Consider the following 22,214-nt stretch of genomic DNA (forward strand, 5'->3'; position numbering starts at 1 on the left):
TTCGCTTTGCACTATGCACTATGCACTATGCACTATGCACTTTGCACTTTGCACTATTTTCAGATCTTGAATCCGCCGCGGGTCAGCATTGATTCGAAGGTCGTCTTATCGACGGCCTTGATGTAGGCGTCGCGGGGTTCGACGAGGCCGTTTTGGACGTGCGCGAAGAGCGCGTCGTTGAGCATCACCATTCCGTGGTTCTTGCCGGTTTGCATCGCCGACGGGATCTGGAAAGTCTTGCCTTCGCGGATCAGGTTCGAGATCGCCGGCGTGACGATCAGAACTTCGAGCGCCGCGACGCGACCGCCGCCTTTTTTCGGCAGCAGTGTTTGGGCGATAACTCCTTTCAGCGACTCAGACAGCATCACGCGGATCTGCTGCTGGCGGTCGGCCGGGAACTGGTCGATGATGCGGTCGACCGTCGAAGCGGCGGTCGTCGTATGCAGCGTTCCAAAGACGAGATGACCCGTTTCGGCGGTCTCGATGGCGATCGAGATCGTTTCGAGATCGCGCATTTCGCCGACCAGCAGAATATCCGGATCTTCACGCAGGGCGGCCCGCAGCGCATTCTTGAAACTGTCGGTGTGGTTGTGGACCTCGCGCTGGTTGACGAGGCACTGTTGGTTTTCGTGTACAAACTCGATCGGGTCCTCGATCGTGATGATATGGTCGTCGCGCTGTTTGTTGATGTGATCGACCATCGCGCAAAGGGTCGTCGACTTACCCGATCCGGTCGGGCCGGTAACGACGACCAGTCCCTTCGAAAGCTCGCAAAGATTCATTATCGCCGGCGAGAGCCCGAGTTGCTGGGCAGTGAGGATCTTGGTCGGAATGATGCGGAACACTCCGCCCATTCCCTTGCGGTCCATAAAGATGTTGGCGCGGAATCGCGCGAGGCCCGGGATTTCGTAGGCAAAGTCGGTATCGTTTCGCTCCGAGAATTCTTCCTGGTTCTTCGACGGCATTATCGAGGTCAGCAGTTCGCGCGCCGATTCGGATGTGAGCGTCTGTTCGTTTGACGGCAGGACCTTCATTTTGCCGTCTTTACGCACCATCGGCGGCATCGAAACGCTCATATGAAGATCGGATGCGCCGATCTCCGACATCGCGTGAAACAACGCGTCCATCCGCGCCTTTGCCCGCGGGTTTGCCACTGCCGGTTCGAACGCCGCTTCCGCCGGCTGAAACGAAGGGGCCGGGACGAAATGTTGTTGCGGTACGAACTGTTGCGGCGGCGCAAACTGTTGTTGCGGAATAAATTGCTCGGGCGGCGAAGCGAACTGCTGGGGCGCAGACGGCGTGAACGTCGGCGAAAATTCCTGGGGCATTTGGATTTCCTCGAACTGACTTGGCGAAGTCGGCTGCGATTGATTGAATGTTTGAAATGCCGGCGCGACGTATTCGTTCGATTCAAACTCCTGGCGTTTCGCGGGCGGTTCGTAAGTCGAACTGCTCGAGAACGTCGTTTGAAACTCCGGATCGTTGACCGGGACAACTTCTATTTCGGGCTGTCCGTTGCCATAGGATTCGCCGTAGGATGACGTTTCAAATGGCTGCGCATCGGGAATTATCTCGGGCGAGAACTCGGAGGCGGTGAATTCAGAGTTCGCCTCGTATGCGGCCGCCGCACTCTCGAATTCGTACGCGGGCGGCTGGGTCGGCGTCGAATAGGTTACCTGGATTTCGGGCGTCGACGGCAGTGCGGACGGCGTTTCGAGGATGCCTTCGAGGGCCTGTTTTTCGAGCGGTTCATTGATCAACGGGCGAACCGTGACGATAAATCCGGCGGGCGACTTTTTCACGTTAAAGTTGAAGCGGCCGAGGTTGTGCGGGTGAACGAACTCGATCTCGTTCTGGTTCGGCAACTGCATCTTGACTTCGGTCGGGATCAGCGGAAAGACCATCATACTGATCTGCGTGCCGAGAAGCGGCGCGTTGCCGACATCGGAATCGCCATTGACCGAAACGAGATACGGATTTCGGTTCGGTTCAAGTTTCAGCTCGTAGCTGCAGGTCGAAAGCAGGCTTTGAAGATACTCGTGCAACTTTTCCATAGAATTTGCGGAGACGTTTTGATAGAAGCGTGGGGCGACTGAGTCTAGTTAGGATGGCAAAATTCGCCACAAAGAGAATAACATTCATCAACATTGTTTGTCACCAGTTTTTTGTTCTCGCAATCGGCAGGAAGGAAGATTTGCGATTCTCAATTCTATTTTGAATTTGCATTGGGCTTCGTGATTAAAGGGAAATCGGGAAGTGACCGGGGAAGTTTCGATCCGCAGTGTGTGAACAGCGCAATACATTGCGATCGCAAATCGCAAATTGGGAGCTTTGAAATTCCGGCTTGAAGGAAATCGGCGGCAGTTTAACCACAGATGAACACGGATCGGCGGGATAGGCGCCGAATTGGGCTCAAATTATCGTTTTCATCCCGACCCATCCGTGTTCATCTGTGTCAAGAACGGCCTGTAGCATATAAGAAACAAATCGCTTTTCGTACAGAACACAGATTGGCGGGATGGGGCGGATTTGTTTCATCCAATGGAGACAGAAGAGGATTTCAAGCAACGCTCAGTTCGAGGCATTCATTCGATCTATCCGTGTTCTGTCAGAAACGGCGCCCGGATCGCCGTTGACCAGGTTTTTCAAAGCTCCCAAATCGCAAATCTCAAATTGAAAATCGCAAATCTCAGGGCGCCGAAAAGGAAAGGACCGCAACACCTTCCGGCATCGCGGTCTATTTATCGAACAAAACGGCTAAACTATTGCGGGATAACCAGTTCTTGTCCCGGAAAGATCTTGTCGGGATCGTTGAGTTTGTCGCGGTTGGCTTCGAAGATCGCCTGCCACGTGACGCCGTATTTTCCGCCGATCTTGCTCAGGTTGTCGCCCGATTGGACCGTGTAGGTGTTGACTGCGGCTTCCGGTGCCGAGACGTTGAGGACGAGGTCTCCGGCGCGATAGTCGGGATCGATTCGTCCGTATTCATCCCACAGAGCCTGTTTGGCTTCCGCCGTCGGTGCCGCGCCCTCGATGTGAAGGACGCCGTCGCCTTCGTTGATGACCATATCAGCAACGCTCAGGCTGCCCGCCAAGTCGATAAGTGATTGATACTTTTCAGCTAATGACATATTAAATTGCCTCCCTAAAACTATTTGCCTTTCGCAAGCTGGTTGTCGATCTTGCCGGGTGCCGCCTCGTTGGCCGCCTGGACGCACTCGCCGAACTTCGCATCGGAGACCGTTCCCCGGAGAGTCGCTTTCCCGTCCTTCATTTCAACCGTTGCACCGGTGCAGCCTTTGGCTTTCCAAGCGTCTTCGATCTTCGTCTTCACGGCCGTATCCGTTCCGCTGGACATATTGGCAACCGGCGTCGGTGTGCCCTTGTTGGCATTGGCATTGGCATTGGCGTTGTTGGCCGCGCCGCCGCCGCAACCGGCGAGAAGCATCGAAGCAAACAAGCTGAGAACAACTAAGAATTTCATTTTCTTTATTCCTCCAAAAACTTTCCTTTTATCTTTGTTTTCAATCATTTCGCCGAAGCGCATCGCGCGCGGCGGCAAATCTGTTTCCCTGAAATCAAACCGATTTTCGGGATCCTACTATCGTACTTGGGGCTAGTGAAAACCAGTTTATACTATTTTCAAAAAAATTCTAGTCAAATTCCAGCGAAAACACTTCCTCCGCGATTTGACGCGCGACTTCGAATGAGTTTAGTCCCGATCTCACGACAAAATGCCAATCGGCGAGGCAGTAGAGTTTCTGTCTTTCTTCGAACAGCCGGAACGTTTCAGCCTTGTTCCGCGCGAGCGGCCGGACGCGTTTTGAGTTGACGATGTTGAGCCAGCAATGATCGAAACTGGTCTCGAGCCAAATCGATGTAAACTTCCGGTCTTTGATCAACCGGCGGTTCGCCGGAACGGTCCAGGCGCCGCCGCCAAGCGCAACGATCCGCGCGCCGGATTCTAGGATGGCACCGAGAACTTCAGATTCGATGCGCCGAAATTCGTCGATGCCGTGCTCGTCGATGATGTTCGCGATCGACTTTCTTTCGCGATCAGCGATCGCCGCGTCGAGGTCGGTCTTGTCGCACCCGAGCATCGACGCCAAATGTCTGGCGACGGTAGATTTGCCGACACCCATAAAACCGGTCAGCACGATGCGAATTTCTTCAGCCATTTTTGACTCTCCGCGTCCCGCACATCGAATCATCCGCAAACGCTTCGAAGCGTCTCAAAGAATTCCGGAAACGAGACCGCCGCGCAATCCGCGCCGTCGATCTCGGTCTCTCCGTCGGCGAAAAGTCCGGCGACGGCAAAGGCCATCGCGATCCGGTGATCGTCGAAACTGTCGATTCGCGCGCCTCTCAGCTTCGACTTCGCGATCCGGAACCCGTCTTCGAATTCCTCGACGTTCGCGTTCATCCGACGGAGGTTCTCGACGACCGAGGCAATGCGGTCCGATTCCTTGACGCGAAGCTCGCGCGCGCCGCGAATCTCGATCCCGCTTTCTACCTGCGTTCCGAACACCGCGAGAATCGGGATCTCATCAATGATGTTGGCGATGATGTCCCCGTCGATCAGGTTCGAGCGCGTGTCGCCCTTCAAATGATTCGCGCCGCAAACCCGGAGATTTCCGACGGGTTCTCCTGAAAGCTCCGATTCGCCGAACCGCTCGATGTTCGCGCCAAAGCGCTGCAGGACATCGATCACGGCCGTTCGCGTCGGATTCAGACCGACATTTTCGATCAGAAGCCCGGACCCGGGAAGACAACTCGCTGCGACTAGGAAGAAAGCCGCTGACGACACGTCCGACGGCACCCGAAAATCGCGCGCCGACAGTTTCGCATCGCCGGAAATCGATACACGGCCGTCCGGACCGCAAACGACATCGGCGCCGAACCAGCGGAGCATTCGTTCGGTGTGATCGCGAGTCAGCGCGATTTGGGATTTTCGATTTGGGATCTCGGATTTGATGCCGGAATCGACACAATTCGCGGAATCGATGAAATCCCGCTCCGCAACCGACGTCGTGCCGGCGGCGTATAGCCCAGCGAGGAGGACACAGGATTTTACCTGTGCGCTGGCGACGGGCATTTTGTAGTCTATCGCCTTGAGCGGTCGTTTTCCGCGAATCGTCAGCGGCAGACGATTGTCGGCCGAATCGAACGAAGCGCCCATTTGCGTAAGGGGTTCGATGACACGTTTCATCGGGCGTTTTGAAAGACTCGCGTCGCCGGTCAGCGTCGTTTCAAAGTCCTGGCCGGCAAGGATTCCGGAGATCAGGCGGACAGTCGTTCCGGAGTTGCCGCAGTCGAGCGGTTCGGCCGACCGCTTCAGCCCGTATTTCCCGACACCTTTGACGCGCACGGTCGAGCCGGCGCGTTCGATGCCGACGCCCAACTGTTCGAAACAGGCGAGCGTCGAGGCGCAATCGACGCTCGACCCGAAATTCGTGATCGTCGTTTCGCCCTCCGCGATCGACGCGAACATCGCCGCGCGGTGCGAGATCGACTTGTCGCCGGGAAGCGAGATCGCGCCGATGATAGAATTTGCCGAAGAGACCTTCATATCGTCCAATTCGAACTTTCGAACGTCTAACTTAGCAAATAGCGTTCAAGGGGTAAATCTAGCCAATGAATATTAAGTTGATCGTGATTGTTCTTGCTCTCGCTGTCGGTGCGTTCGGACAGACAAGCCTGACGGTCGGGTCGGGCAGCGGCGACGGACGATTTCGCGGACAGCAGATCGTTGACGTATGGGCGGATCCGTATCCGGCCGGTCAGATCTTCGACCGCTGGGTCGGCGACACGCACCTTCTCGCGAGACCCGACGAATGGCACGCGAAGGTCCGAACCGGTACGAAAAATATCAATCTCAATGCGACTTACAGAACGGTTCCGGCGTGGCTGCCGGTCGGTCCGGAAAACATCGGCTCGACGCAGATGCGTTATTTTTTTCCGGCGAACCCGGTCGGCATCGTCTTTCACTTTCACGGCTCGGGCGGGAGTATGAACGGCCTTTTCAGTTCAAGCGAGCAAACGATCTTCGCACGCGAACTGGTTGCCGAAGGCTACGCGGTCGTATCGATGAACAGCAGCGACCGTGTCAACGCTCAATGGAACACGTCACTGCCGCCGAACAATCCCGACGTCATCAATGTCGAGGCCGCGATCGCCAGCTTCATTTCGCGCGGCTTGATCACGAATCAAACGCCGGTCTTCGCGAGCGGTATTTCGAACGGCGGCGCGTTCGCCCCAAGGGTTTCGCTTTTTCTCGGCTTCCGGGGAACCGCGGTTTACATCGCGACGTCGAACGCGACGATAATGCAGAACACAACCGCCGCAACCATCTGGTGCATTATGCAAAACGACTCGACGCTCGCGCCCGGAAGCGTTCAGGAAGCGCTGAATAACTACAACGTGCTCCGCGGCCGCGGAATTCGCGCAGAATATAACGTCCTGCGGCCGTCGCCGGTTTTCCCCGAGCGTTTTCGAAGAATTCCCGGCCTCAACACGGCTGATTCGATCAATATCTACAACGCTTTGAAAAACAACGGTTTTCTCGATTCACGCGATTTGTTGCGGCAAAATCCGATTTCGTCCGGCTGGCAAGCGGTTGTTCCGGCGCAGTACAACGGAAATCTGCCGGATATCCTGGATCAACTCAAGGTCTGTTTCACCGAACATCAGTTTTTCAGCGATTACAATCGACGGGTGATCTCGTTTTTCAATTCAATCCTCTGAGCCGCATCTTCGCAAGCTCGGCCCGATCGCGTGTTCCCGCGGGGCACTACTTCTTTTCTATCAACCGCTGAAGCAGTTTTATCTGTTCCTGCTGCATCTCGACCAGATCCATCCATTTCGCTTCGCGGATATCGTCGAGCTTTTCGTGAAGATCGCGGATCTCGAGTTCGGCCTTGAGGTTCACTTCATAATCGTGCGAGGCATCGAGCCGGTCGCGCGCCGCCTGGCGGTTTTGCGACATCATAATGATCGGCGCCTGGACCGCTGCGATCATCGACAGAAAGAGATTGAGCAGGATATAAGGGTACGGATCGAAGCCGCGGTTCAGAAGAAGGATCGAATTTACAAGGACCCATAAGACGATCGAGCCGCCGAAGATAACGATGAATGTCCAGGATCCGCCGAATGCGGCGACGCGGTCGGCAATGCGTTCGCCAAAGGTCCGTTCGTCTTCAAATGCCTTTGAAATGTTGCGACTGACGTGTTTTTTCGCGACTATCGATTCGATCACGTGTCGCTCGCGCTCTGTCAGTTTCTGCCATTCCCGCCGCATCAATTGTCGTGCCAGTTGTTCAGCTCTTTCAGTCATTTCGGGTCTCCTCCCTCAGTTTTGCTTATCGCCTTCAAAGCGCCATCTTTTCAAATCATAGTCCAAGTCGACGACGCGGAAAACGAGTCTTGACAGATGCCGGCGGAAAAAGGAAACTTAGCATACAGTTTTGTAAGAATCCACGAGCAATTACCGGCACTTAGTGAACGAAAAGCAAACGAAGTTCTCAATTGTCAGCACTATCGAAGCGATCGACGACGCCGTCGTCGAAGCGGTCGCGTTCGCCACCGACGCAGGATTTCCGGACGACGCGTTGTTCGGTATCGATATGGCCGTTCGCGAGGCTGTCGCCAACGCCGTCAAGCACGGCAACAAGCTGGATGACACGAAATCCGTCGAAATTACGTTAAACAGGATGTCCGACGGAATTGAAATTCTTATCCGCGACTTTGGCGACGGTTTTGACGTCGGAAAAGTTCCGGATCCGACGAATCCCGAAAATCTGCTCAAGGCGACGGGCCGCGGGATTCTTTTTATGCATAATTTTGTCGATCAGGTCGATTGGGAGTGTCACGACGCGGGCGGAACGACCGTCCGGATGATAAAAAAACGGGCATAGTTTTGTTTTAATCCGGAATTTTTGGTAAATTTCAAAGACAAATTGCAATCAAACGTCTATTAATTCGAACAGGAGATAAAAATGGCTGAACTTAACATTTCTGAGCGTCAAGCGGGTGACATCACGATTCTTGATATGGATGGCAAAGTAACCATCGGCGAAGGCAGCGTGGCGCTTCGGACCACGATCCGTCGTTTGCTGGGCGAGGGCAAAAAGAAGATTCTTTTGAATCTCGGCAGCGTCGGCTATGTCGATTCGAGCGGCATCGGCGAATTGGTTTCGAGCTTCACGGCGGTCAACAAAGAAGGCGGAAGCCTGAAACTCCTGAACCTGACACAGAAGATTCAAGATCTTTTGGCGATCACCAAGCTTCTGACGGTTTTCGATGTATTCGAAAACGAAGGCGAAGCGCTTGCGAGTTATAACTAGATCGGTTCGAAAAGGATTTCCGAAGGGATGAAGGACTACGCTCCGGCGTGTTTTCCTTTATCCCTTTTTTTGAGAGACATCCAAAGGCCAACCCGAGGCATCTTTTAGAAGCAGCAAAGGCGCGACGAATAGCGGAGAAACCGTAACCGATTCCCCCGAATCCTCCGTCGTTTTTCGTGCCCTTTGCTCGAAGTTTTTTTGAGCAAATGAAAAGAGTCGTTTTTGTATTTCTGTTGCTGGCGCTTTCGCTGCCGGTCTTCGCGCAAGGCAATCCGCAATTGTTCGATCTATCGCAATACGGCGTGAAGATCGAGCCTGACCGGCGTTTGATCGTGGTCTCGCTTGCGCTCGAGGCATCGGGGCTCGAGTCGCCACTGACCGAAAAGGGTTCGGAGTTTCGGCAGAAAATGCGTGCGGATATCGAGGGACTCAATCCGGAACTCGTCCAACGGATGAAGTTCTTCGTCGATCAGTACAGGAAGAGGCATCCGAAAGCGTCGTCATCGGAACTGATGGCGCCGTTCATTTCGATGTCCTACACGCTCGGACCCGTTCCGGATCTTGCGGAACCGACTCGTGCCACCGATCTGCCCGGCGATCTGCTTGAGGTGCTCGACTTTTCGCCTCTCGTGCGCCAATTCTACCGCAGCGTGATTCGCCGCGGGGATCAGAGTTACACGGTTTCGCAGAAGGTCGAAGAATATTACAAGGAATATCAGGCGACCGGAGACGCGATGCGTTCGTCAACGATCGAAATGGTCCGCGGACTGCTCGATTATCTGCACACTCGCCCCGAGCTCGTTTACACGGAACAGATCAAGACCGAGATCCAGAAGGGAAAGAGCAAGACCGCCAAGCTTCAGAAGACCGAGATCCGAGAGCGGGAGCGTCGATTCTTCATCGTTCCGGACATTCTCGCGCAAGACGCGACGATCAACTTCCGAAACATCGGCGACGATTATTACGCGATCGTCCCGCCCGGAACGGAACTCGACGAATCGGAGGTGCGGCGCGCGTTTCTGCAGTTCGTGCTCGACCCGATCATTCTCAAGAACTCGCGCGACATACTGACGTTCAAGGAAGGAATCAAATCGTTGCTCGACGAGCGACGCAAGACGAATCCTGATATTTCACCCGACATCGTGCTTGCGGTTTCACGGTCGCTCGTCGCGGCGGTCGATGCCAAGCAGCCCGCGTATCAGAAATTTCAGTCCGAAACTGCCGAGGCGCGGCGCAACGTCGGAAAAAAGCCGGTCAGCGAAACGACCGACGCAAAGGGCCGCAAGGTAGTTCAATTGACCGACGAACTTTATCTGATCGACGGACGATTCGAGATGCCGCGGCTCGATGACGAGGTCGCGCTCCAGCTTTCCGAGGCGTATGAGAAGGGCGCCGTGCTGGCGTTCTACTTTGCCCAGCAACTCAAAGGACTCGAGGAATCGCAGTTCGATATCGCCGGTTCGCTGCGGGATATGATCCTGAGCCTCGATACGACGAAGGAAGGGAATCGTCTCGCTGATACCGCCGACGCCCGCAAGCGCGCGCTTGCGTACCGCGAAGAACAACGCAAAACGGCGCTGACGCTGGTCGAAAATCCGTTGACCAAACGGCTCACGGAGATCGAACCGCTGATCAAGGCACAGAAGTACGGCGAAGCGGAGGCCGAACTCAGAAAGCTCCTCGAAGCGAATCCGAACGACCTTCGGATTCCGTATAACCTCGGCCGCGTCAAAAGCCTTTCGGCCGCGGCGATCACGGACATCGAGGAGCGCAACGTCCGGATTCTCGAGGCTAAGACCTATTTTGACAACATCTTGCGCGCCGCCCAGCTCCAGAAGGCCGATCCGGCGCTGATCTCGCTGACGTATGTGGCGCTTGCGCGATTGTACGAGTATTACGACCAGAATGAATACGCGGTCAAGATCTACGAGGCGGCGATCCAGCTCGGTGACGTCAAGGGCGGAGCGTATCAGGAAGCCGTTGCGGCCCGGGCGCGTCTGATGAAACAGCAGTAATGTTCAGAAAGGCCATAACTCTTGCGTTGTTTGCGTTTTTGGCCGTTGTTCCGGCGGCAGCCCAACGACGGAAGACGCCCGTCAAGCCGGTCGCAAAGGCGCCCGTTCGGACAGTAGCCGCAGAAATCTCGGATGCCGGCTGGAAAGCGCTCGCCGAAGATCTGCAGTCCGAGAACTGGTCAAAAGCGTCCGCGACCGCTGCCGTTCATCTCAATGCTCTCAAGGCAGAAAACGACAAGAAACAACTCGCGCAGCTTCGTTATCTCAGGCTCTTCGCGCTGGCCGGCGTAATTCTCGAATCCAACGAAAAGGGAAACGCCGCGGAAGCCGAAAAGACCTGGCTCGAACTCGACCGCGCCGTGGCTTCGTTCATCGGAAAGGAGATCGTTCTGCCGCCGAGAGAATTCGCCGCGGACTGCACCGGTAAACTCAATTATATCTGCCGGGTCAGGAACACTCCGACGGCGCTCAGGACGACCGCGACAAACAAGTCGGGAGACGGCATTCATTCGTTCGATTACATCCGTTTTGATATGGCGGTCGAGGATCTGAAGGCTGACAATTCGAAAATCTTCCTCGGCGGAGTTCTTGAAAAAGCGGAATACAATGACGATCCTGCAAAGCCTTGGGTTTTGCGTCTGTTCTTCAAGAAGGGATTCGTTTTTGAACTCAAATGACGTCAGCGGTGGCGCGAGCGGTGACGCCTCGGAAATCGCACCGCGGTCGTCGCAAGGACGACGAGGAGCAGAAAGAAGTATGCATTCGCCGGCGTTCTGAGTGGAAAGTCGAAGAAGCTATGGACGAGCATTCCGGCGCATCCGGCCAGGGCTCCGACGGCGATACTCCGCCGATGCGGATCGGCGGCTCCGTTGATCATCGCGAGACTCTTTCGGAATAAAAGTAAAACAAAGGTTGCGACGCAAGCGAAACCGGCGATTCCGGCGTCGGCTAGAATCTGCAGATAGTCGTTGTGCGCCTGTTCGACGCGGAACGTTCCGTTCCAACTGTCATAGTTCGGAAACACTGTCGCAAAGCCGTCGAGTCCGGCGCCGAGGATCGGGTGATCCTTGAAGATCTGCATCGCCACCGACCAGAAGTGGAGTCTCCCGCTGCTGAAATCCGCTTGGTTCGTGATTCCGACGCCGCGCATCAGCGATGCGTCGCCGCCGAGAAAGACGACCATTGCAACGAGCAAGACCGCGAATCCGACGCCGAAGCCGACGAGCGCGACCTTCCGCGGTATGCGACTCGGAGCCTCTGATTCCTCGGCGTCCGGTCGGCGCACGTATCCGAGAAACGCCGCGATTATCGCGACGATGAGCATACTCAAGAGTCCGCCGCGCGAACCCGTGAGCGCGACGGCGCTCGCCATCAGAACCGCCCCGATGACGAGTAGAAGCCGTTTGTCCTTCTTGAGCGCGCCTCCGAAGAGGAGTCCGAGGGTCAATCCGATCGACATCTCCATCAACGCCGCGAAATGATGCTGATTGACAAACGTTCCGAATGGTATCGCCTGCGGCGTCGGTCGCCAGCCGTAAATCCCTTGCGGATTGGCCAGCCACTGGAGAATTCCAAAGAACGCCAGCAGCGAAGCGAAGATCACGAACCCGATCGAAAGGCGTTTGATGCGCCGCGAGTTGTCGAAGAAAACAAAGGCGGTCGCGAAAAAGACGAGTTGGGCGATCAGTTGGATGACGGCGACGCGCGTCGCGTACGGATTTGCCGACAATGACGAAACCGCCGGGATCGAAAGCGACGGCGCGTTCGCCGCGCGGAGCGGAAGCAACTGGATCAGCCCGACGGCGACGAGCGCGGCAAACGGGACCTGCAGCAGGTTCGTGTCGATCCGAAACTCGCGTTTGAACAGGCTGTCGGCGATCCAGAACAACACCAACAACCCGGTCAGAAGGGAAATGAAGCCGAACGCCCAGGTTTCGACCGCGCCGTAGGCGAGCGTCGCAGAGATCGGGATCAAATAAAGAAGGAAAATGGCCGCGCTCCTGAGCCGCGATGATTCTTGATGTTCATTCAGCGGTTCGGCCGGCGCGTCGCCCGGAGTTTCGATTTCGCGACTTTCGTTGGTCATTTTGAGTCGTTCCGTTTTGAAGCTTCGGCTACCTGAAGTCCGTCGAACCAGATCTTGCCGGTAATCGGGCATATTGACGAAGCGCAGTTTCCGCGTTTCAGGCTTATGACGACGGCGTCGGTATCCGCCGGAGCCTTGAAAGCCACCGAGAACTCCTTCCATTCCGCGCGTGCGTCGATCTGGGCAGTTTCCGCAATCGGCGCCCCGTTAGCGGCGTTTGAAACGGTCCATTTGAGGGTCGTGGCCGCCTTTGCGTCCGAGCGGTAGAAACCGCGAAGGACGTAGCCGCGCCCGGGTTCGGTCGCCACCGTCTGGGTAACGCCGCGAAAGCCGGTGCCGTCCGAGCTGTTGAAAACGAGAATAAGACTTAGGTTTCCATCGTGTTTTTGCGAGGAATCGACCGCGATCTGCGGTTCGGCGCCGTCGGCGATCTGCCATTCGAAAACCGTTGGAGACTGAAGCGTGAACGGGATCTCGAAATCTCCGTTGAAAAGCGTGCCCGTCGTGAAGCGCCGGTTGCTCATTCCAACCGCATCGCGAAAACGCTTTGCGGCGAGCATCTCACGATAGATCTCGTCGCCGTTGGCCTTCAGATCATTCTGGCGGTCGCTTTCGGGCAATGAGTTCCACACCTCGACTGCTTCTTCGAATCTCTTCTGGCGCGCCAGATACGCCGCCAGCGACGCTCGCAAATTGCGCGATTCACCGGCAAGTTCACGGATCCTCGCGTAATCGCCATCGAAAACCTGCCACGCGTTCGTGATCGCCGGATTCGAGTATTGCGGGTCCGCGTCGGACGCTCGACGGATCAACCCGAAGGCCTCTGAGTTCTTTTCCTGCCGCAACAGAAAGTTGCCGAGCGCCCAGGCGACACGGGCGTAATTCGGCGCCAGTTCCTGCGCCCGTCGGAGCGCGGTCTCGGCGCCGGCATCGTCGCCCGACCGCGCCCGCGCCCGGCCGAGTTCGAGCCAGAGATTGAAGTCCGCCGGCGAAAGTGCGACGGCGCGTTCAAACTCGCTCAACGAACGCGGCAGATCTTCGGGAAAGAAGGTTTTTTCGAGCAACACGGCGTGCGCGAAATGCGTTTGAGGATCGGAAGGTCCCAGCAGGACCGAAATCTCGGCGATCTCTTTGTAGACCGAGCGGGTCGCGATCGTGTTGGCGAAGAACCAACGGGCGCAAAAAAAGACGGCGATGACCGTCACGACGGCCGCGGCGATCAGAGCGCTGCGCGCGGCCGGGTTCTTGAGCTGGAATGTTTTTGCGGCCATTTTGAAGATTAATCGAAGTCGAGCGGCTCGATCCTGATCATCGCTCGGTTGAGCGCGACGTTCGCCTCCTGACAGATTGCACGGACTTCGCGGATGCGCTCCGGCGACAGTGCCCGGAACGACACCAGAATCTCCTGAATGTCGTTCTCCCGGCAAATTTGATCGAGCGATTCATAGCCCCCGTATACCTTCAAGCCGTTGATGATCTTGCCTTTTTTGAGCGGATCGTCATCGAGGAATCCGACCGGTCTATATTCCCATTCGCGGTTGTTTTGAAGCTCGCGGAGAATCATCTCTCCGCCATCGCCCGCGCCGTAGATCAGGACGTTGCGCCCGTCTTCCGAGAACGGCATCGGCAGCATTTGTCTGAACAGCCTGAACGCGATGCGCGAACCCGCAAGCGCAAAGAACATCACCAACGCGTCGACAACGAACACGGCGCGGGAAAAATTCTCGAAACGAAAAATCAACAGAATCAGCAAAATACTGAGGATCGAACCATAAATATTTCCGCGGAAGAAAGTGAAGAAGTCGCGAAGCCCCGTGTAGCGCCAAAGTCCGCGATAAACTCCGACCGCGAGAAACGCGAAAAGCTTGAGCGAGATCAGAATCGGAAGCGTTTTGACGAACAAGTCCCAGTTTCCGCCTTCTTCCAACTGGCCGAAAAGCAGCACGTATGAGACGTAATACGAAAGCGTGATCAAGATCGCGTCAAGAAGGATCTCGAATATACGCCGTTTGTGCGATATATTGAGCAAGAATCCGAACGCCGCGCCGGTTTGAAGCGCCAGTTCTTCGTCCTGCTCTTCGTAAACTTTGACCTTGGCGAGATAGACGCCGACGATCGTCAACACGATCGTGAATGCGGCGATCAGCGCGATGCTTTGCGTCGTTTGAAGTTCGCGCACCGCCAAAGCGATCGCGCCGGCGACGATCGCGAACCCGTAGAGCATCAGGACCGCCGAACGCTCGGAGAGACCAAGCGCGACAAGCCGGTGCGAGGTGTGATCGCGTCCGCCCTGCGAGGCCTTTCGTCCCCAGAGCTTGCGCAGAATGGTGACGAACGTCGTGTCAAAGATCGGTACGAAAAGGATCAGCGCCGGCACCGCCAGGATCGTCAGGACGCCGCGTGACCGCCCTCCGACCTGGTTCATCAACACTGAACTCGCGAGCAGAAAGCCGACGAACATCGATCCGCAGTCGCCCATAAAGATCGACGCCGGGTTGAAGTTGAAAGCCAGAAAACCGATCAGCGCACCGATGAAGACGGCAACCAGCAGCAATTCGTCGAGTTGGCCGCCGGCGCTGAACCCGAGCGCGAGCGAGAACGCCGCGATCGCCGAGATCCCGGCCGCAAGGCCGTCCATATTATCGAGCAGGTTGATGGCGTTCGTGATGCCGATGACCCAGATGACGGTGATCCAGATGTCGACGATCTCGTAGCCGGTCCACGGCAAACGCAGCCCGAAACCGACCAATATCGCGGTTCCGATGACCTGTCCGAATAGCTTCTGATAGGGCTTGATGTTGAGCAGATCATCCAGCAGACCGACAAGAAACAGCAGCGAACTGGCCCCGACGATAACCAGCGACTCGCGCGTATGCGGGACAAAGAACGCGTAAATTATAATGGTCGTCAAAAAGATCGCCACGCCGCCCATCATCGCGGTCGGCTTTTTGTGCCAACGGTCGGCTTTCGGTTTCGCGACGAATCCGTAACGCCGCGCGAGTTCGCGGACGGCGAAGGTCGTGCCGACGGAAAGCGCGAAGCTAATGGCACCGACAAGGAACGGATAGAGAGATGAATCGAACATTAGGGTTCAACTAAATCCGGATACGAGGAAATCTTCAGACTATTACAAAACAATAACCTATCAAAATCAAGCAGTTCGTCGTTCGCCGGCAGTTAATTCCCGGTAAAGTTCGCGAATGTCCGAGACCAGCCGCTCGCGCGAGTAATTTTCCTCGACAAATCGTTTTCCGCGGGCTCCGGTCTCGATTTGCAGCTTGATGTTCCCGGCCAAATACTCAAGTCCTGCGACGAAACCGTCAACGTCGCCCGATTTGACCGTGACGCCGCGTTCACAAACGGCGAAATCCGTGAACTGCCCGACCAATTTCCCGGCGAGATCGCCGACGCCGCCGACCTCGGTCGAGATGAAAGGCTTGCCGTTTGCCATTGCCTCGATCAGCGTCAGCGGCGTGCCTTCGTTCAGCGAACAAAGGGCGACGAGATCGAGCCCGGCGTAGAACGTGCCGCTGTCGTTGCGGTTCCCGAGAAACGTCACCGTCGATCCGATGCCGAGTTCGCGAGTTAATTCTTCGAGTTCGGAACGCAAATGGCCGTCGCCGATGATCACGAAACGCAGACGTTTGTCGGGGCTTACCTTGGCCGCCGCGGCAAGCAACATCGGGATATTCTTGATCCCGGTCAGTCGCCCGACGAATCCGACGAGGATCTCGTCGTCGGCAGCGCCGATCTCTTGACGCAATAAATCTAGTTTGGATTCGGCCGCTGAAAACTGTGTAAGTTCGATTCCGAGCGGGATGACGGCGAATTGTTCGGCGCGTCCGACGCCGAAATCCTCGCAGATCTCGGCTCGCTGGCGTTCGCTGATGACGACGATCCGGTCCGTCGCGACGCGCGCGAGAACTCTCTCGATCAACAGAAAAACCGACGTTTTCAGTTTTCCGTAATAGCTGTGAAACACGTGCCCGTGAAAGGTATGGACGATCTTGACGTCCTTCCACAGAAGCCAGCGATAAAGAAATCCGGCGACTCGCCCGACGGATCCGGCTTTGGCGGTATGGGTGTGGATGATGTCGGGTTTCTCGCGCCGTAACCGCGCAAAGACCTTCCAAAGAGAAACGACGTCTTTGGGCGACAATTCACGGCTCATTTCAGGAATGTAAACCGGATCGACGGAGTTTTCGGCGGCGAAATAGCTCATATCCTCTTCGCCTTCGGGAACCGTTCCGGTGAGCAGGACCGAACGAAACTCCTCGTCGTCAAGTGCCTTTGTCAGCCAAATGACGTGGCGCGCCGGCCCTCCGACGTTGAGACGCGCGATGATACGAACCACTTTCATTTATGCAAGATTAAGATTCCAGATTCCATTGTGAGATTCGACATTCCAAATTCCAAATTCCAAATTCCAAATTCCAAATATTCCAAATCCCAAATCCAAAGATCCCAAATATCCCAAATCCCAAATCCAAAGATCCCAAAATCCCAAATCCCAAATATCCCAAATCCCAAATATCCCAAATCCCAAATCCAAAGATCCCAAATCCCAAATCCCAAATCCCAAATCCCAAATCCCAAATCCCAAATCCCAAATCCAAAGATCCCAAATCCCAAATCCAAAGATCCCAAATCCCAAATCCCAAATCCCAAATATCCCAAATCCCAAATCCAAAGATCCCAAATCCCAAATCCCAAAATCGATTGGCCGACTGGCCGTTCGCGAATCCGGCTCTCACCGGACCGGCAAACGGCCGACGCTTGTGCGGGAAAAGCGTTGTCGGCCAAAACGGATGTTCGATTCTAGAATCCGAACCTCCCGGATAATCGGAACAAGCCCGGCGCTTCGATCCGAAATCCGAAATCCCGATTCACAAATCGAACTAAACCGCCATCGTGAAAATCGTATCGGGATCGTCCTCGTGACGGATCTCGTCGATCGGTTCCTTCTTCCCTTCGCCCATATAAAGCTGGTTCGGGCAGTTGATGACGACGCCCTTTTCGGTTCGGCTGATGTTCTTGTAAGCGTGCACGACGCCCTTCGGCACAATGACGGCGGTCGGATTGTCGGCCCCGACAAACAGCGTCATCACAAATCGAAATGTCGAAGACTCCTCGCGATTGTCCCACATTCGCAGCATAAAATTCCCGGAACCGATAAAGCAGAAAAGATCGGCTTGATCGACGTGCTCGTGCGGGCCGCGTTGAATCCCCGGTTCGGTCACCGAAATGTACGCCATCGTCGGATAAAACTCCTCGGCGAGCTCGTCGTGCCGAAAAAGCTCTGCAAGCCAGCCGCGGTCGTCGACGAACTTGCGCAACGGATAAACGACGACGTCGTTAATCTTCCCTTTGATAAAATCTGATCGTTCGAGTTCTGTCTGTGTCATTTTGGTCAGTCGATTGAATTCAATTATCAAACTCCCACAATTGCACGATTTTTGCAAAAGGGTCCTTTTCGAACGGCCGATTCAGGCTCAGGAAAATCGTATGATTTGAAACCGCAAAGTGACGCAAAGCGATCGAAAGAGAAGAGATTACTTCGCGTTGACCCCTGCAATTTCGCGAAAATGAATGGTACCGAATCAAGCGCCGGCGAGCATTCGGCGCGAGCGCGTTCCGTTATCTTGTCAACTTTCTGTTCGGCGGATTATCTGTTAAATTGCAGTTGATGTCTTTGGAAACCGACTTTGTCGTGATCGGGAGCGGAGTTGCGGGGTTGCGTGCGGCCATCGAACTTGCGGGTTCGGGCGCTCACGTTTCGGTCCTCACGAAGGACAAGGCGAGCGAATCCAACACCGAATATGCACAGGGCGGCGTCGCGGTCGTTCTCTCAGACGACGACAACGCCGAACTCCACGAAGATGACACTCTCATCGCCGGCGCCGGACTTTGTGACGAAGAGGCCGTTGAGACGCTGGTTTCCGAAGGAACGCTCTACATCAAGCAACTCATCGATTGGGGCACCGAATTTGACCGCGAAGCCGGAAAACTCGTCTTTACACAGGAAGCGGCCCATTCACGCCGGCGGATTCTGCACGCACACGGCGATTCGACCGGCAAAGAGATCGTCCGCGCGCTGATCGCGCGTTCAAAAGCCGAAAAGTCCATCACTCTGACGCCGTTCGCAAACACCGAGGAATTGCTCGTCGCTGACGGACGCTGCGTCGGTGTCCGCTTCCTCGATCCGATTCTGCGGGCGCCCCGCGAGTTATACGCAAAAGCCGTTATTCTATGCACCGGCGGCGCCGGACAACTGTTCCAGCACACGACGAATCCGGCCGTCGCGACCGGCGACGGAATGGCAATGGCGTATTTCGCCGGTGCCGAGATGGCCGATATGGAGTTTGTCCAGTTTCATCCAACGGCGCTCAGCATCGAGGGCGCGCCGCGATTTTTGCTCAGCGAAGCGATGCGCGGCGAGGGCGGGATCCTTCGCAACAAGGCAGGCGAGCGCTTTATGGGAAGATACGACGAGCGGCTCGAACTTGCGCCGCGCGACATCGTTTCGCGTTCGATCGTCGCCGAGATGAGGCGAACCGGAACACGCAGTGTCTTTCTCGATATGACGGCTTTGAGCGAGGATTTTTTGAGCGAGAGATTCCCGAAGATCTATGAGACTTGCAAGACTTACGGTTTGAATATCGCCAAGGATCAGCTGCCAGTTTCGCCTGCCTCGCATTACTGTATGGGCGGGATTCGGACCGATCTGCACGGGCGTTCGACGATCCCCGGGCTGTACGCCGCCGGCGAGGTCACCTGCACGGGCGTCCACGGCGCGAACCGTTTGGCCTCGAACTCGTTGCTTGAGGGACTTGTTTTCGGCGCCCGCGCGGGCGCTGCGGCACTCGTCGATTCGATCGATCTCGCGGAATTTGAAGGCAAGATCACCGGACACGCCGTCGGTCCGGTCAGCGAACAGTCGGTCGGCGTTATGACAGCGGTCAAAAAACGCGTCAAACGCGTGATGTGGGAGCGAGTCGGCATATTGCGGGATCGCGAGTCTCTCGAACGCGCATTGACTGAGTTCGAACAGATCCGGAGCGCAAATCTCTCGACCGCATCATTGAATTTCGTCACCCTTGCGACGCTGATCGCGCGCGCCGCGCTCTGGCGCGAAGAATCACGCGGCGGACACTATCGGACGGATTTCCCGGATCGCGAAGACAAATGGAAGGTGCATTCCGTGCAGAAACTCGGTGCGGAGATCGGGTCAAGCGAGAAGATCAGTTTTTGAAAAAGGGAAAAGGCAAAAGGCAAAGGGAAAAAGGCAAAGGGAAAAAGGCAAAGGGAAAAAGGGAAAAGGGAAAAAGGCAAAGGGAAAAAGGCAAAGGGAAAAAGGCAAAGGGAAAAAGGCAAAGGGAAAAAGGCAAAGGGAAAAAGGCAAAGGGAAAAAGGCAAAAAGGGAAAAAGGCAAAGGGAAAAAGGGAAGAGGATACGATTACGACCTTATCCTCTTCCCTTTTTCCCTTTGCCTTTTTTCTACACTCCCGGCATCGCTCTTTTCAGCGGTTTCAGGATAAGGAACAGAACGACGGCCATAAACAGCGCCATTCCCGCGAGCACGAGAAAGAACGACGATTGCAGCCAGATGTCCCAGAAAATGCCGATCTGCGTCAGTTTGTTGCCGATCGCCGTCGCGACGAACCATCCGCCCATCAGAAGCCCGCGTTTACTGATCGGTGCGACTTTGGAAACGAGCGACAATCCCATCGGCGAGAGCATCAGTTCACCAAGCGTCACGATCATATAGGCAAAGACCAGCCAAAACGGCGAGACCCGGAACAAGTATGCGTTTTGCAGGATCGCGGCCTTGTTCGCGTCTCCCTGACCCGGCGCGACCGTGTTGATCGCGGCGATCAACTGGTTTTCACCCGAGGTTTTGACCTTGGTCGCCTCGTCCGTTTTCGCCGCGAACTTCTTGCCGTAGATCAGCGGTTTGCCTTCGGCGTCCTTCGCCGCGACGATCTTGTCGAGAACGTCCTTCGAAACGCCCGCGGCGGCAAGATTCGTGATCACGCGCTCATTGACCCGAAATTCGCCGGCAGCCAACTGATCCGCCGACTTGGTCATATTCTCGCCGATCGACGCGCCGAAATAGAGCACCAGGAACGAGAGTCCGGTCAAGGTCATTCCGATCGCCATCTTCGTTGGGGTCGAAGGCTCCTTGCCGCGGCGGTCGAGGAATCCCCAGAACCATACCAGAGGGAACGTAAGTGTCAGAACCCAGAAGGCGTTGATCGAGTTTGAGATCGTGCCGGTCACGTTCCAATCGGTGTTGTCGTCGGCGAAATACGTCAACGTCGAACCGTTTTGGTGGAAGACCATCCAGAAGACGATGACGATCAGGAAGATCACGATCAGCGCCGTAATCCGTTTTCCGTCGGAGACCGTGTTCATCAGGTCCGACGCCATTTGCGAAGCATTTCGCGGCGCTTGGTCGCTGACTCCGTGCGGCGGAGCGTCGGTTGCGGTCGCGGCCGAGTCGGCCGTCTGGTCGCCGTTGCCGTGCGCATTGTCCGCGGCCATCACGTGGCTCTTGAACTTCCAAAGAATGCCGACCGAGATGATCATCCCGAACGCGGCGACGGCAAATGCCGGATGGAAGCCCCAAAACTGGCGTACGAACTCCATCACGATCGGTGCGATGAACGCGCCGACGTTGATGCCGAAATAAAAAATATTATAGGCGCGGTCTTTCAGATGACTGCCTTCGGGGTAGAGATTGCCGACCATCGTCGAGACGTTCGGCTTGAAGAATCCGTTTCCGATTACCAAACAGGTGAGCGCGAGATAAACGGCCCAGATCGCCGGAATCGAAAGCAGGCCGTGCCCCGCCATAAAGAAGAATCCGCCGATCATCACCGCTTTGCGATAACCGGTGAATTTGTCCGCAATGAAGCCGCCGATCAGCGGACTCGCATAGACGAACATCAAGTAATTTGAATAAAGCGAAGTCGCTTGTGACGCGGTCCATCCGAAACCGTCGGTCGGATCGCGAAGATAAAGCGTAAAAAGCGCGAGCATCGAATAGAAACTGAAGCGCTCCCACATTTCGGTGGCGAACAGCACAACAAGCCCTTTTGGATGCTTCTCGGCGTGGGGGATTCCTGCAACGTCCTCGATCGTACCTGCGTTTGAATTCATCTGTACTCCATTTTGTGTTTGAAATTTGAAAAGAATTGCGCAAAATATACCAGATTAACGACGAAATACAAAAGAATCTTGCCCTATCCCGAGTTTGAAAGCCGTTGGGACATAAGGCATTAGGCAAAATAAATGTAAACTTAGGAGTACCAACTATGTTACTGGCGATTCTGGCAGCTTGGTTCGGATATAAGAAAGCAAATGACAGCGGGCGCAACGGGATCTTGTGGGCGTTCATTTGCGCCGGCGCGTTCATCGGGACGCAGCTCGTTTGCGGTCTCGTGATCGGCTTGTTTTTCGGGATTGGAATCGCCGCGTTCGGGTGGAACGAGGACATTTATGAAACCTATTCGATCGTCGTCAATCTTGCGGCGATCGCGTTCAGCATTCTGGTCGTTTACCTGATCTTCAGTTACCTGGACCGGATACCCGAAGACGAACCGCCGCTTGAAGTGCCGTCACCGCCGACGTTTTAACTGGTTTATGAAAGAATTCGACGAGGTCGGGGCGCGAATCGAGCGCCTCTGGTGTGATCAGAACTACAACGACGACGCCTTCCCGGGGATCTGTTCCGCGGCGCTTTGCGAAGCGCGCTTTCCGGAAAGGATA

General features: G+C 55.6%; 21 protein-coding genes. 8 read left to right on the forward strand and 13 right to left on the reverse strand.

Annotation, left to right across the window (positions count from 1 at the left end; all coding sequences use genetic code 11):
• Positions 1 to 59: 59 nt before the first annotated feature.
• The 5 genes from IPN69_15325 to aroA form a co-directional block, all read right to left on the reverse strand.
• Positions 60 to 1,127, reverse strand: a complete 1,068-nt coding sequence (locus IPN69_15325) for a type IV pilus twitching motility protein PilT (GenBank protein MBK8812083.1) — start codon at positions 1,125 to 1,127, stop codon at positions 60 to 62.
• 1,635 nt (positions 1,128 to 2,762) lie between these two features.
• The gene (locus tag IPN69_15330) at positions 2,763 to 3,131 is read right to left on the reverse strand and encodes a LysM peptidoglycan-binding domain-containing protein (GenBank protein MBK8812084.1); all 369 of its coding nucleotides are present in this window, start codon (positions 3,129 to 3,131) and stop codon (positions 2,763 to 2,765) included.
• A gap of 20 nt (positions 3,132 to 3,151) precedes the next feature.
• On the reverse strand, positions 3,152 to 3,484 hold the full coding sequence (locus IPN69_15335) for a hypothetical protein (GenBank protein ID MBK8812085.1): 333 nt from the start codon (positions 3,482 to 3,484) through the stop codon (positions 3,152 to 3,154).
• 169 nt (positions 3,485 to 3,653) lie between these two features.
• Positions 3,654 to 4,178: a shikimate kinase gene (locus IPN69_15340; protein MBK8812086.1), complete on the reverse strand. Its 525-nt coding sequence runs from the start codon at positions 4,176 to 4,178 to the stop codon at positions 3,654 to 3,656.
• Between the two features lie 29 nt (positions 4,179 to 4,207).
• Entirely contained in the window at positions 4,208 to 5,569 is a 1,362-nt protein-coding gene (gene aroA / locus IPN69_15345) for a 3-phosphoshikimate 1-carboxyvinyltransferase (GenBank protein MBK8812087.1), read from the reverse strand.
• A gap of 65 nt (positions 5,570 to 5,634) precedes the next feature.
• Between aroA and IPN69_15350 the strand changes: the two genes are divergently transcribed.
• On the forward strand, positions 5,635 to 6,744 hold the full coding sequence (locus IPN69_15350) for a hypothetical protein (protein MBK8812088.1): 1,110 nt from the start codon (positions 5,635 to 5,637) through the stop codon (positions 6,742 to 6,744).
• Between the two features lie 46 nt (positions 6,745 to 6,790).
• Here IPN69_15350 and IPN69_15355 read toward each other — a convergent pair whose 3' ends face one another.
• Positions 6,791 to 7,333, reverse strand: coding sequence for a DUF1003 domain-containing protein (locus IPN69_15355; protein MBK8812089.1), 543 nt, complete (start codon positions 7,331 to 7,333; stop codon positions 6,791 to 6,793).
• Positions 7,334 to 7,496: 163 nt separating this feature from the next.
• Here IPN69_15355 and IPN69_15360 point away from each other — a divergent pair, with 163 nt between their 5' ends.
• From IPN69_15360 to IPN69_15375, 4 genes are all read left to right on the forward strand, one after another.
• The gene (locus tag IPN69_15360; GenBank protein ID MBK8812090.1) at positions 7,497 to 7,913 is read left to right on the forward strand and encodes an ATP-binding protein; all 417 of its coding nucleotides are present in this window, start codon (positions 7,497 to 7,499) and stop codon (positions 7,911 to 7,913) included.
• An 81-nt stretch (positions 7,914 to 7,994) separates the two neighbouring features.
• On the forward strand, positions 7,995 to 8,342 hold the full coding sequence (locus IPN69_15365) for an STAS domain-containing protein (GenBank protein ID MBK8812091.1): 348 nt from the start codon (positions 7,995 to 7,997) through the stop codon (positions 8,340 to 8,342).
• A 206-nt stretch (positions 8,343 to 8,548) separates the two neighbouring features.
• Positions 8,549 to 10,357 (forward strand): hypothetical protein, encoded by a 1,809-nt coding sequence (locus IPN69_15370; protein ID MBK8812092.1) that lies wholly within the window; start codon positions 8,549 to 8,551, stop codon positions 10,355 to 10,357.
• A complete protein-coding gene (locus IPN69_15375) occupies positions 10,357 to 11,034 on the forward strand; it encodes a hypothetical protein (GenBank protein ID MBK8812093.1) in 678 nt (225 codons plus the stop codon). The genes IPN69_15370 and IPN69_15375 overlap by 1 nt, the downstream gene beginning before the upstream one ends.
• Before the next feature lie 2 nt (positions 11,035 to 11,036).
• Here the strand turns inward: IPN69_15375 and IPN69_15380 are convergent, their stop codons facing one another.
• The 6 genes from IPN69_15380 to IPN69_15405 form a co-directional block, all read right to left on the reverse strand.
• Positions 11,037 to 12,443 carry an O-antigen ligase family protein gene (locus IPN69_15380; GenBank protein MBK8812094.1) on the reverse strand — a complete coding sequence of 469 codons (1,407 nt, stop codon included), beginning with the start codon at positions 12,441 to 12,443 and terminating at the stop codon, positions 11,037 to 11,039.
• Positions 12,440 to 13,714: a hypothetical protein gene (locus IPN69_15385; protein ID MBK8812095.1), complete on the reverse strand. Its 1,275-nt coding sequence runs from the start codon at positions 13,712 to 13,714 to the stop codon at positions 12,440 to 12,442. Before IPN69_15385 ends, IPN69_15380 begins: the two co-directional genes overlap by 4 nt.
• Positions 13,715 to 13,722: 8 nt before the next feature.
• Positions 13,723 to 15,528 (reverse strand): hypothetical protein, encoded by a 1,806-nt coding sequence (locus IPN69_15390; protein MBK8812096.1) that lies wholly within the window; start codon positions 15,526 to 15,528, stop codon positions 13,723 to 13,725.
• A 66-nt stretch (positions 15,529 to 15,594) separates the two neighbouring features.
• Positions 15,595 to 16,803, reverse strand: coding sequence for a glycosyltransferase (locus IPN69_15395; GenBank protein ID MBK8812097.1), 1,209 nt, complete (start codon positions 16,801 to 16,803; stop codon positions 15,595 to 15,597).
• Positions 16,800 to 17,246 carry a hypothetical protein gene (locus tag IPN69_15400; protein MBK8812098.1) on the reverse strand — a complete coding sequence of 149 codons (447 nt, stop codon included), beginning with the start codon at positions 17,244 to 17,246 and terminating at the stop codon, positions 16,800 to 16,802. Before IPN69_15400 ends, IPN69_15395 begins: the two co-directional genes overlap by 4 nt.
• A 95-nt stretch (positions 17,247 to 17,341) precedes the next feature.
• Positions 17,342 to 17,848, reverse strand: a complete 507-nt coding sequence (locus tag IPN69_15405) for a dTDP-4-dehydrorhamnose 3,5-epimerase family protein (GenBank protein MBK8812099.1) — start codon at positions 17,846 to 17,848, stop codon at positions 17,342 to 17,344.
• A gap of 281 nt (positions 17,849 to 18,129) precedes the next feature.
• On the opposite strand from IPN69_15405, the gene nadB reads away from it, so the two are divergent.
• Together nadB and IPN69_15415 are read left to right on the forward strand one after the other, a co-directional pair.
• On the forward strand, positions 18,130 to 19,695 hold the full coding sequence (gene nadB / locus IPN69_15410; protein ID MBK8812100.1) for an L-aspartate oxidase: 1,566 nt from the start codon (positions 18,130 to 18,132) through the stop codon (positions 19,693 to 19,695).
• The gene (locus IPN69_15415; GenBank protein ID MBK8812101.1) at positions 19,658 to 19,981 is read left to right on the forward strand and encodes a hypothetical protein; all 324 of its coding nucleotides are present in this window, start codon (positions 19,658 to 19,660) and stop codon (positions 19,979 to 19,981) included. The genes nadB and IPN69_15415 overlap by 38 nt, the downstream gene beginning before the upstream one ends.
• On the opposite strand, the gene IPN69_15420 is transcribed toward IPN69_15415, so the two are convergent.
• Positions 19,941 to 20,603, reverse strand: a complete 663-nt coding sequence (locus IPN69_15420; protein MBK8812102.1) for a hypothetical protein — start codon at positions 20,601 to 20,603, stop codon at positions 19,941 to 19,943. The two genes, IPN69_15415 and IPN69_15420, sit on opposite strands and share 41 nt — an antisense overlap.
• A gap of 1,157 nt (positions 20,604 to 21,760) precedes the next feature.
• Here IPN69_15420 and IPN69_15425 point away from each other — a divergent pair.
• Positions 21,761 to 22,081 carry a hypothetical protein gene (locus tag IPN69_15425; protein MBK8812103.1) on the forward strand — a complete coding sequence of 107 codons (321 nt, stop codon included), beginning with the start codon at positions 21,761 to 21,763 and terminating at the stop codon, positions 22,079 to 22,081.
• Positions 22,082 to 22,214 lie beyond the last annotated feature (133 nt).

This window comes from Acidobacteriota bacterium (assembly GCA_016715115.1).
Lineage (GTDB): Bacteria > Acidobacteriota > Blastocatellia > Pyrinomonadales > Pyrinomonadaceae > JAFDVJ01.

Bases quoted from the DNA above. Each gene is read 5' to 3' on its own strand.
- IPN69_15325 (MBK8812083.1), bottom strand. From the start codon at position 1,127: ATGGACGCGTTGTTTCACGCGATGTCGGAGATCGGCGCATCCGATCTT.
- IPN69_15330 (MBK8812084.1), bottom strand. From the start codon at position 3,131: ATGTCATTAGCTGAAAAGTATCAATCACTTATCGACTTGGCGGGCAGC.
- IPN69_15335 (MBK8812085.1), bottom strand. From the start codon at position 3,484: ATGAAATTCTTAGTTGTTCTCAGCTTGTTTGCTTCGATGCTTCTCGCC.
- IPN69_15340 (MBK8812086.1), bottom strand. From the start codon at position 4,178: ATGGCTGAAGAAATTCGCATCGTGCTGACCGGTTTTATGGGTGTCGGC.
- aroA (MBK8812087.1), bottom strand. From the start codon at position 5,569: ATGAAGGTCTCTTCGGCAAATTCTATCATCGGCGCGATCTCGCTTCCC.
- IPN69_15350 (MBK8812088.1), top strand. From the start codon at position 5,635: ATGAATATTAAGTTGATCGTGATTGTTCTTGCTCTCGCTGTCGGTGCG.
- IPN69_15355 (MBK8812089.1), bottom strand. From the start codon at position 7,333: ATGACTGAAAGAGCTGAACAACTGGCACGACAATTGATGCGGCGGGAA.
- IPN69_15365 (MBK8812091.1), top strand. From the start codon at position 7,995: ATGGCTGAACTTAACATTTCTGAGCGTCAAGCGGGTGACATCACGATT.
- IPN69_15370 (MBK8812092.1), top strand. From the start codon at position 8,549: ATGAAAAGAGTCGTTTTTGTATTTCTGTTGCTGGCGCTTTCGCTGCCG.
- IPN69_15375 (MBK8812093.1), top strand. From the start codon at position 10,357: ATGTTCAGAAAGGCCATAACTCTTGCGTTGTTTGCGTTTTTGGCCGTT.
- IPN69_15380 (MBK8812094.1), bottom strand. From the start codon at position 12,443: ATGACCAACGAAAGTCGCGAAATCGAAACTCCGGGCGACGCGCCGGCC.
- IPN69_15385 (MBK8812095.1), bottom strand. From the start codon at position 13,714: ATGGCCGCAAAAACATTCCAGCTCAAGAACCCGGCCGCGCGCAGCGCT.
- IPN69_15390 (MBK8812096.1), bottom strand. From the start codon at position 15,528: ATGTTCGATTCATCTCTCTATCCGTTCCTTGTCGGTGCCATTAGCTTC.
- IPN69_15395 (MBK8812097.1), bottom strand. From the start codon at position 16,803: ATGAAAGTGGTTCGTATCATCGCGCGTCTCAACGTCGGAGGGCCGGCG.
- IPN69_15405 (MBK8812099.1), bottom strand. From the start codon at position 17,848: ATGACACAGACAGAACTCGAACGATCAGATTTTATCAAAGGGAAGATT.
- nadB (MBK8812100.1), top strand. From the start codon at position 18,130: ATGTCTTTGGAAACCGACTTTGTCGTGATCGGGAGCGGAGTTGCGGGG.
- IPN69_15420 (MBK8812102.1), bottom strand. From the start codon at position 20,603: ATGGCGATCGGAATGACCTTGACCGGACTCTCGTTCCTGGTGCTCTAT.
- IPN69_15425 (MBK8812103.1), top strand. From the start codon at position 21,761: ATGTTACTGGCGATTCTGGCAGCTTGGTTCGGATATAAGAAAGCAAAT.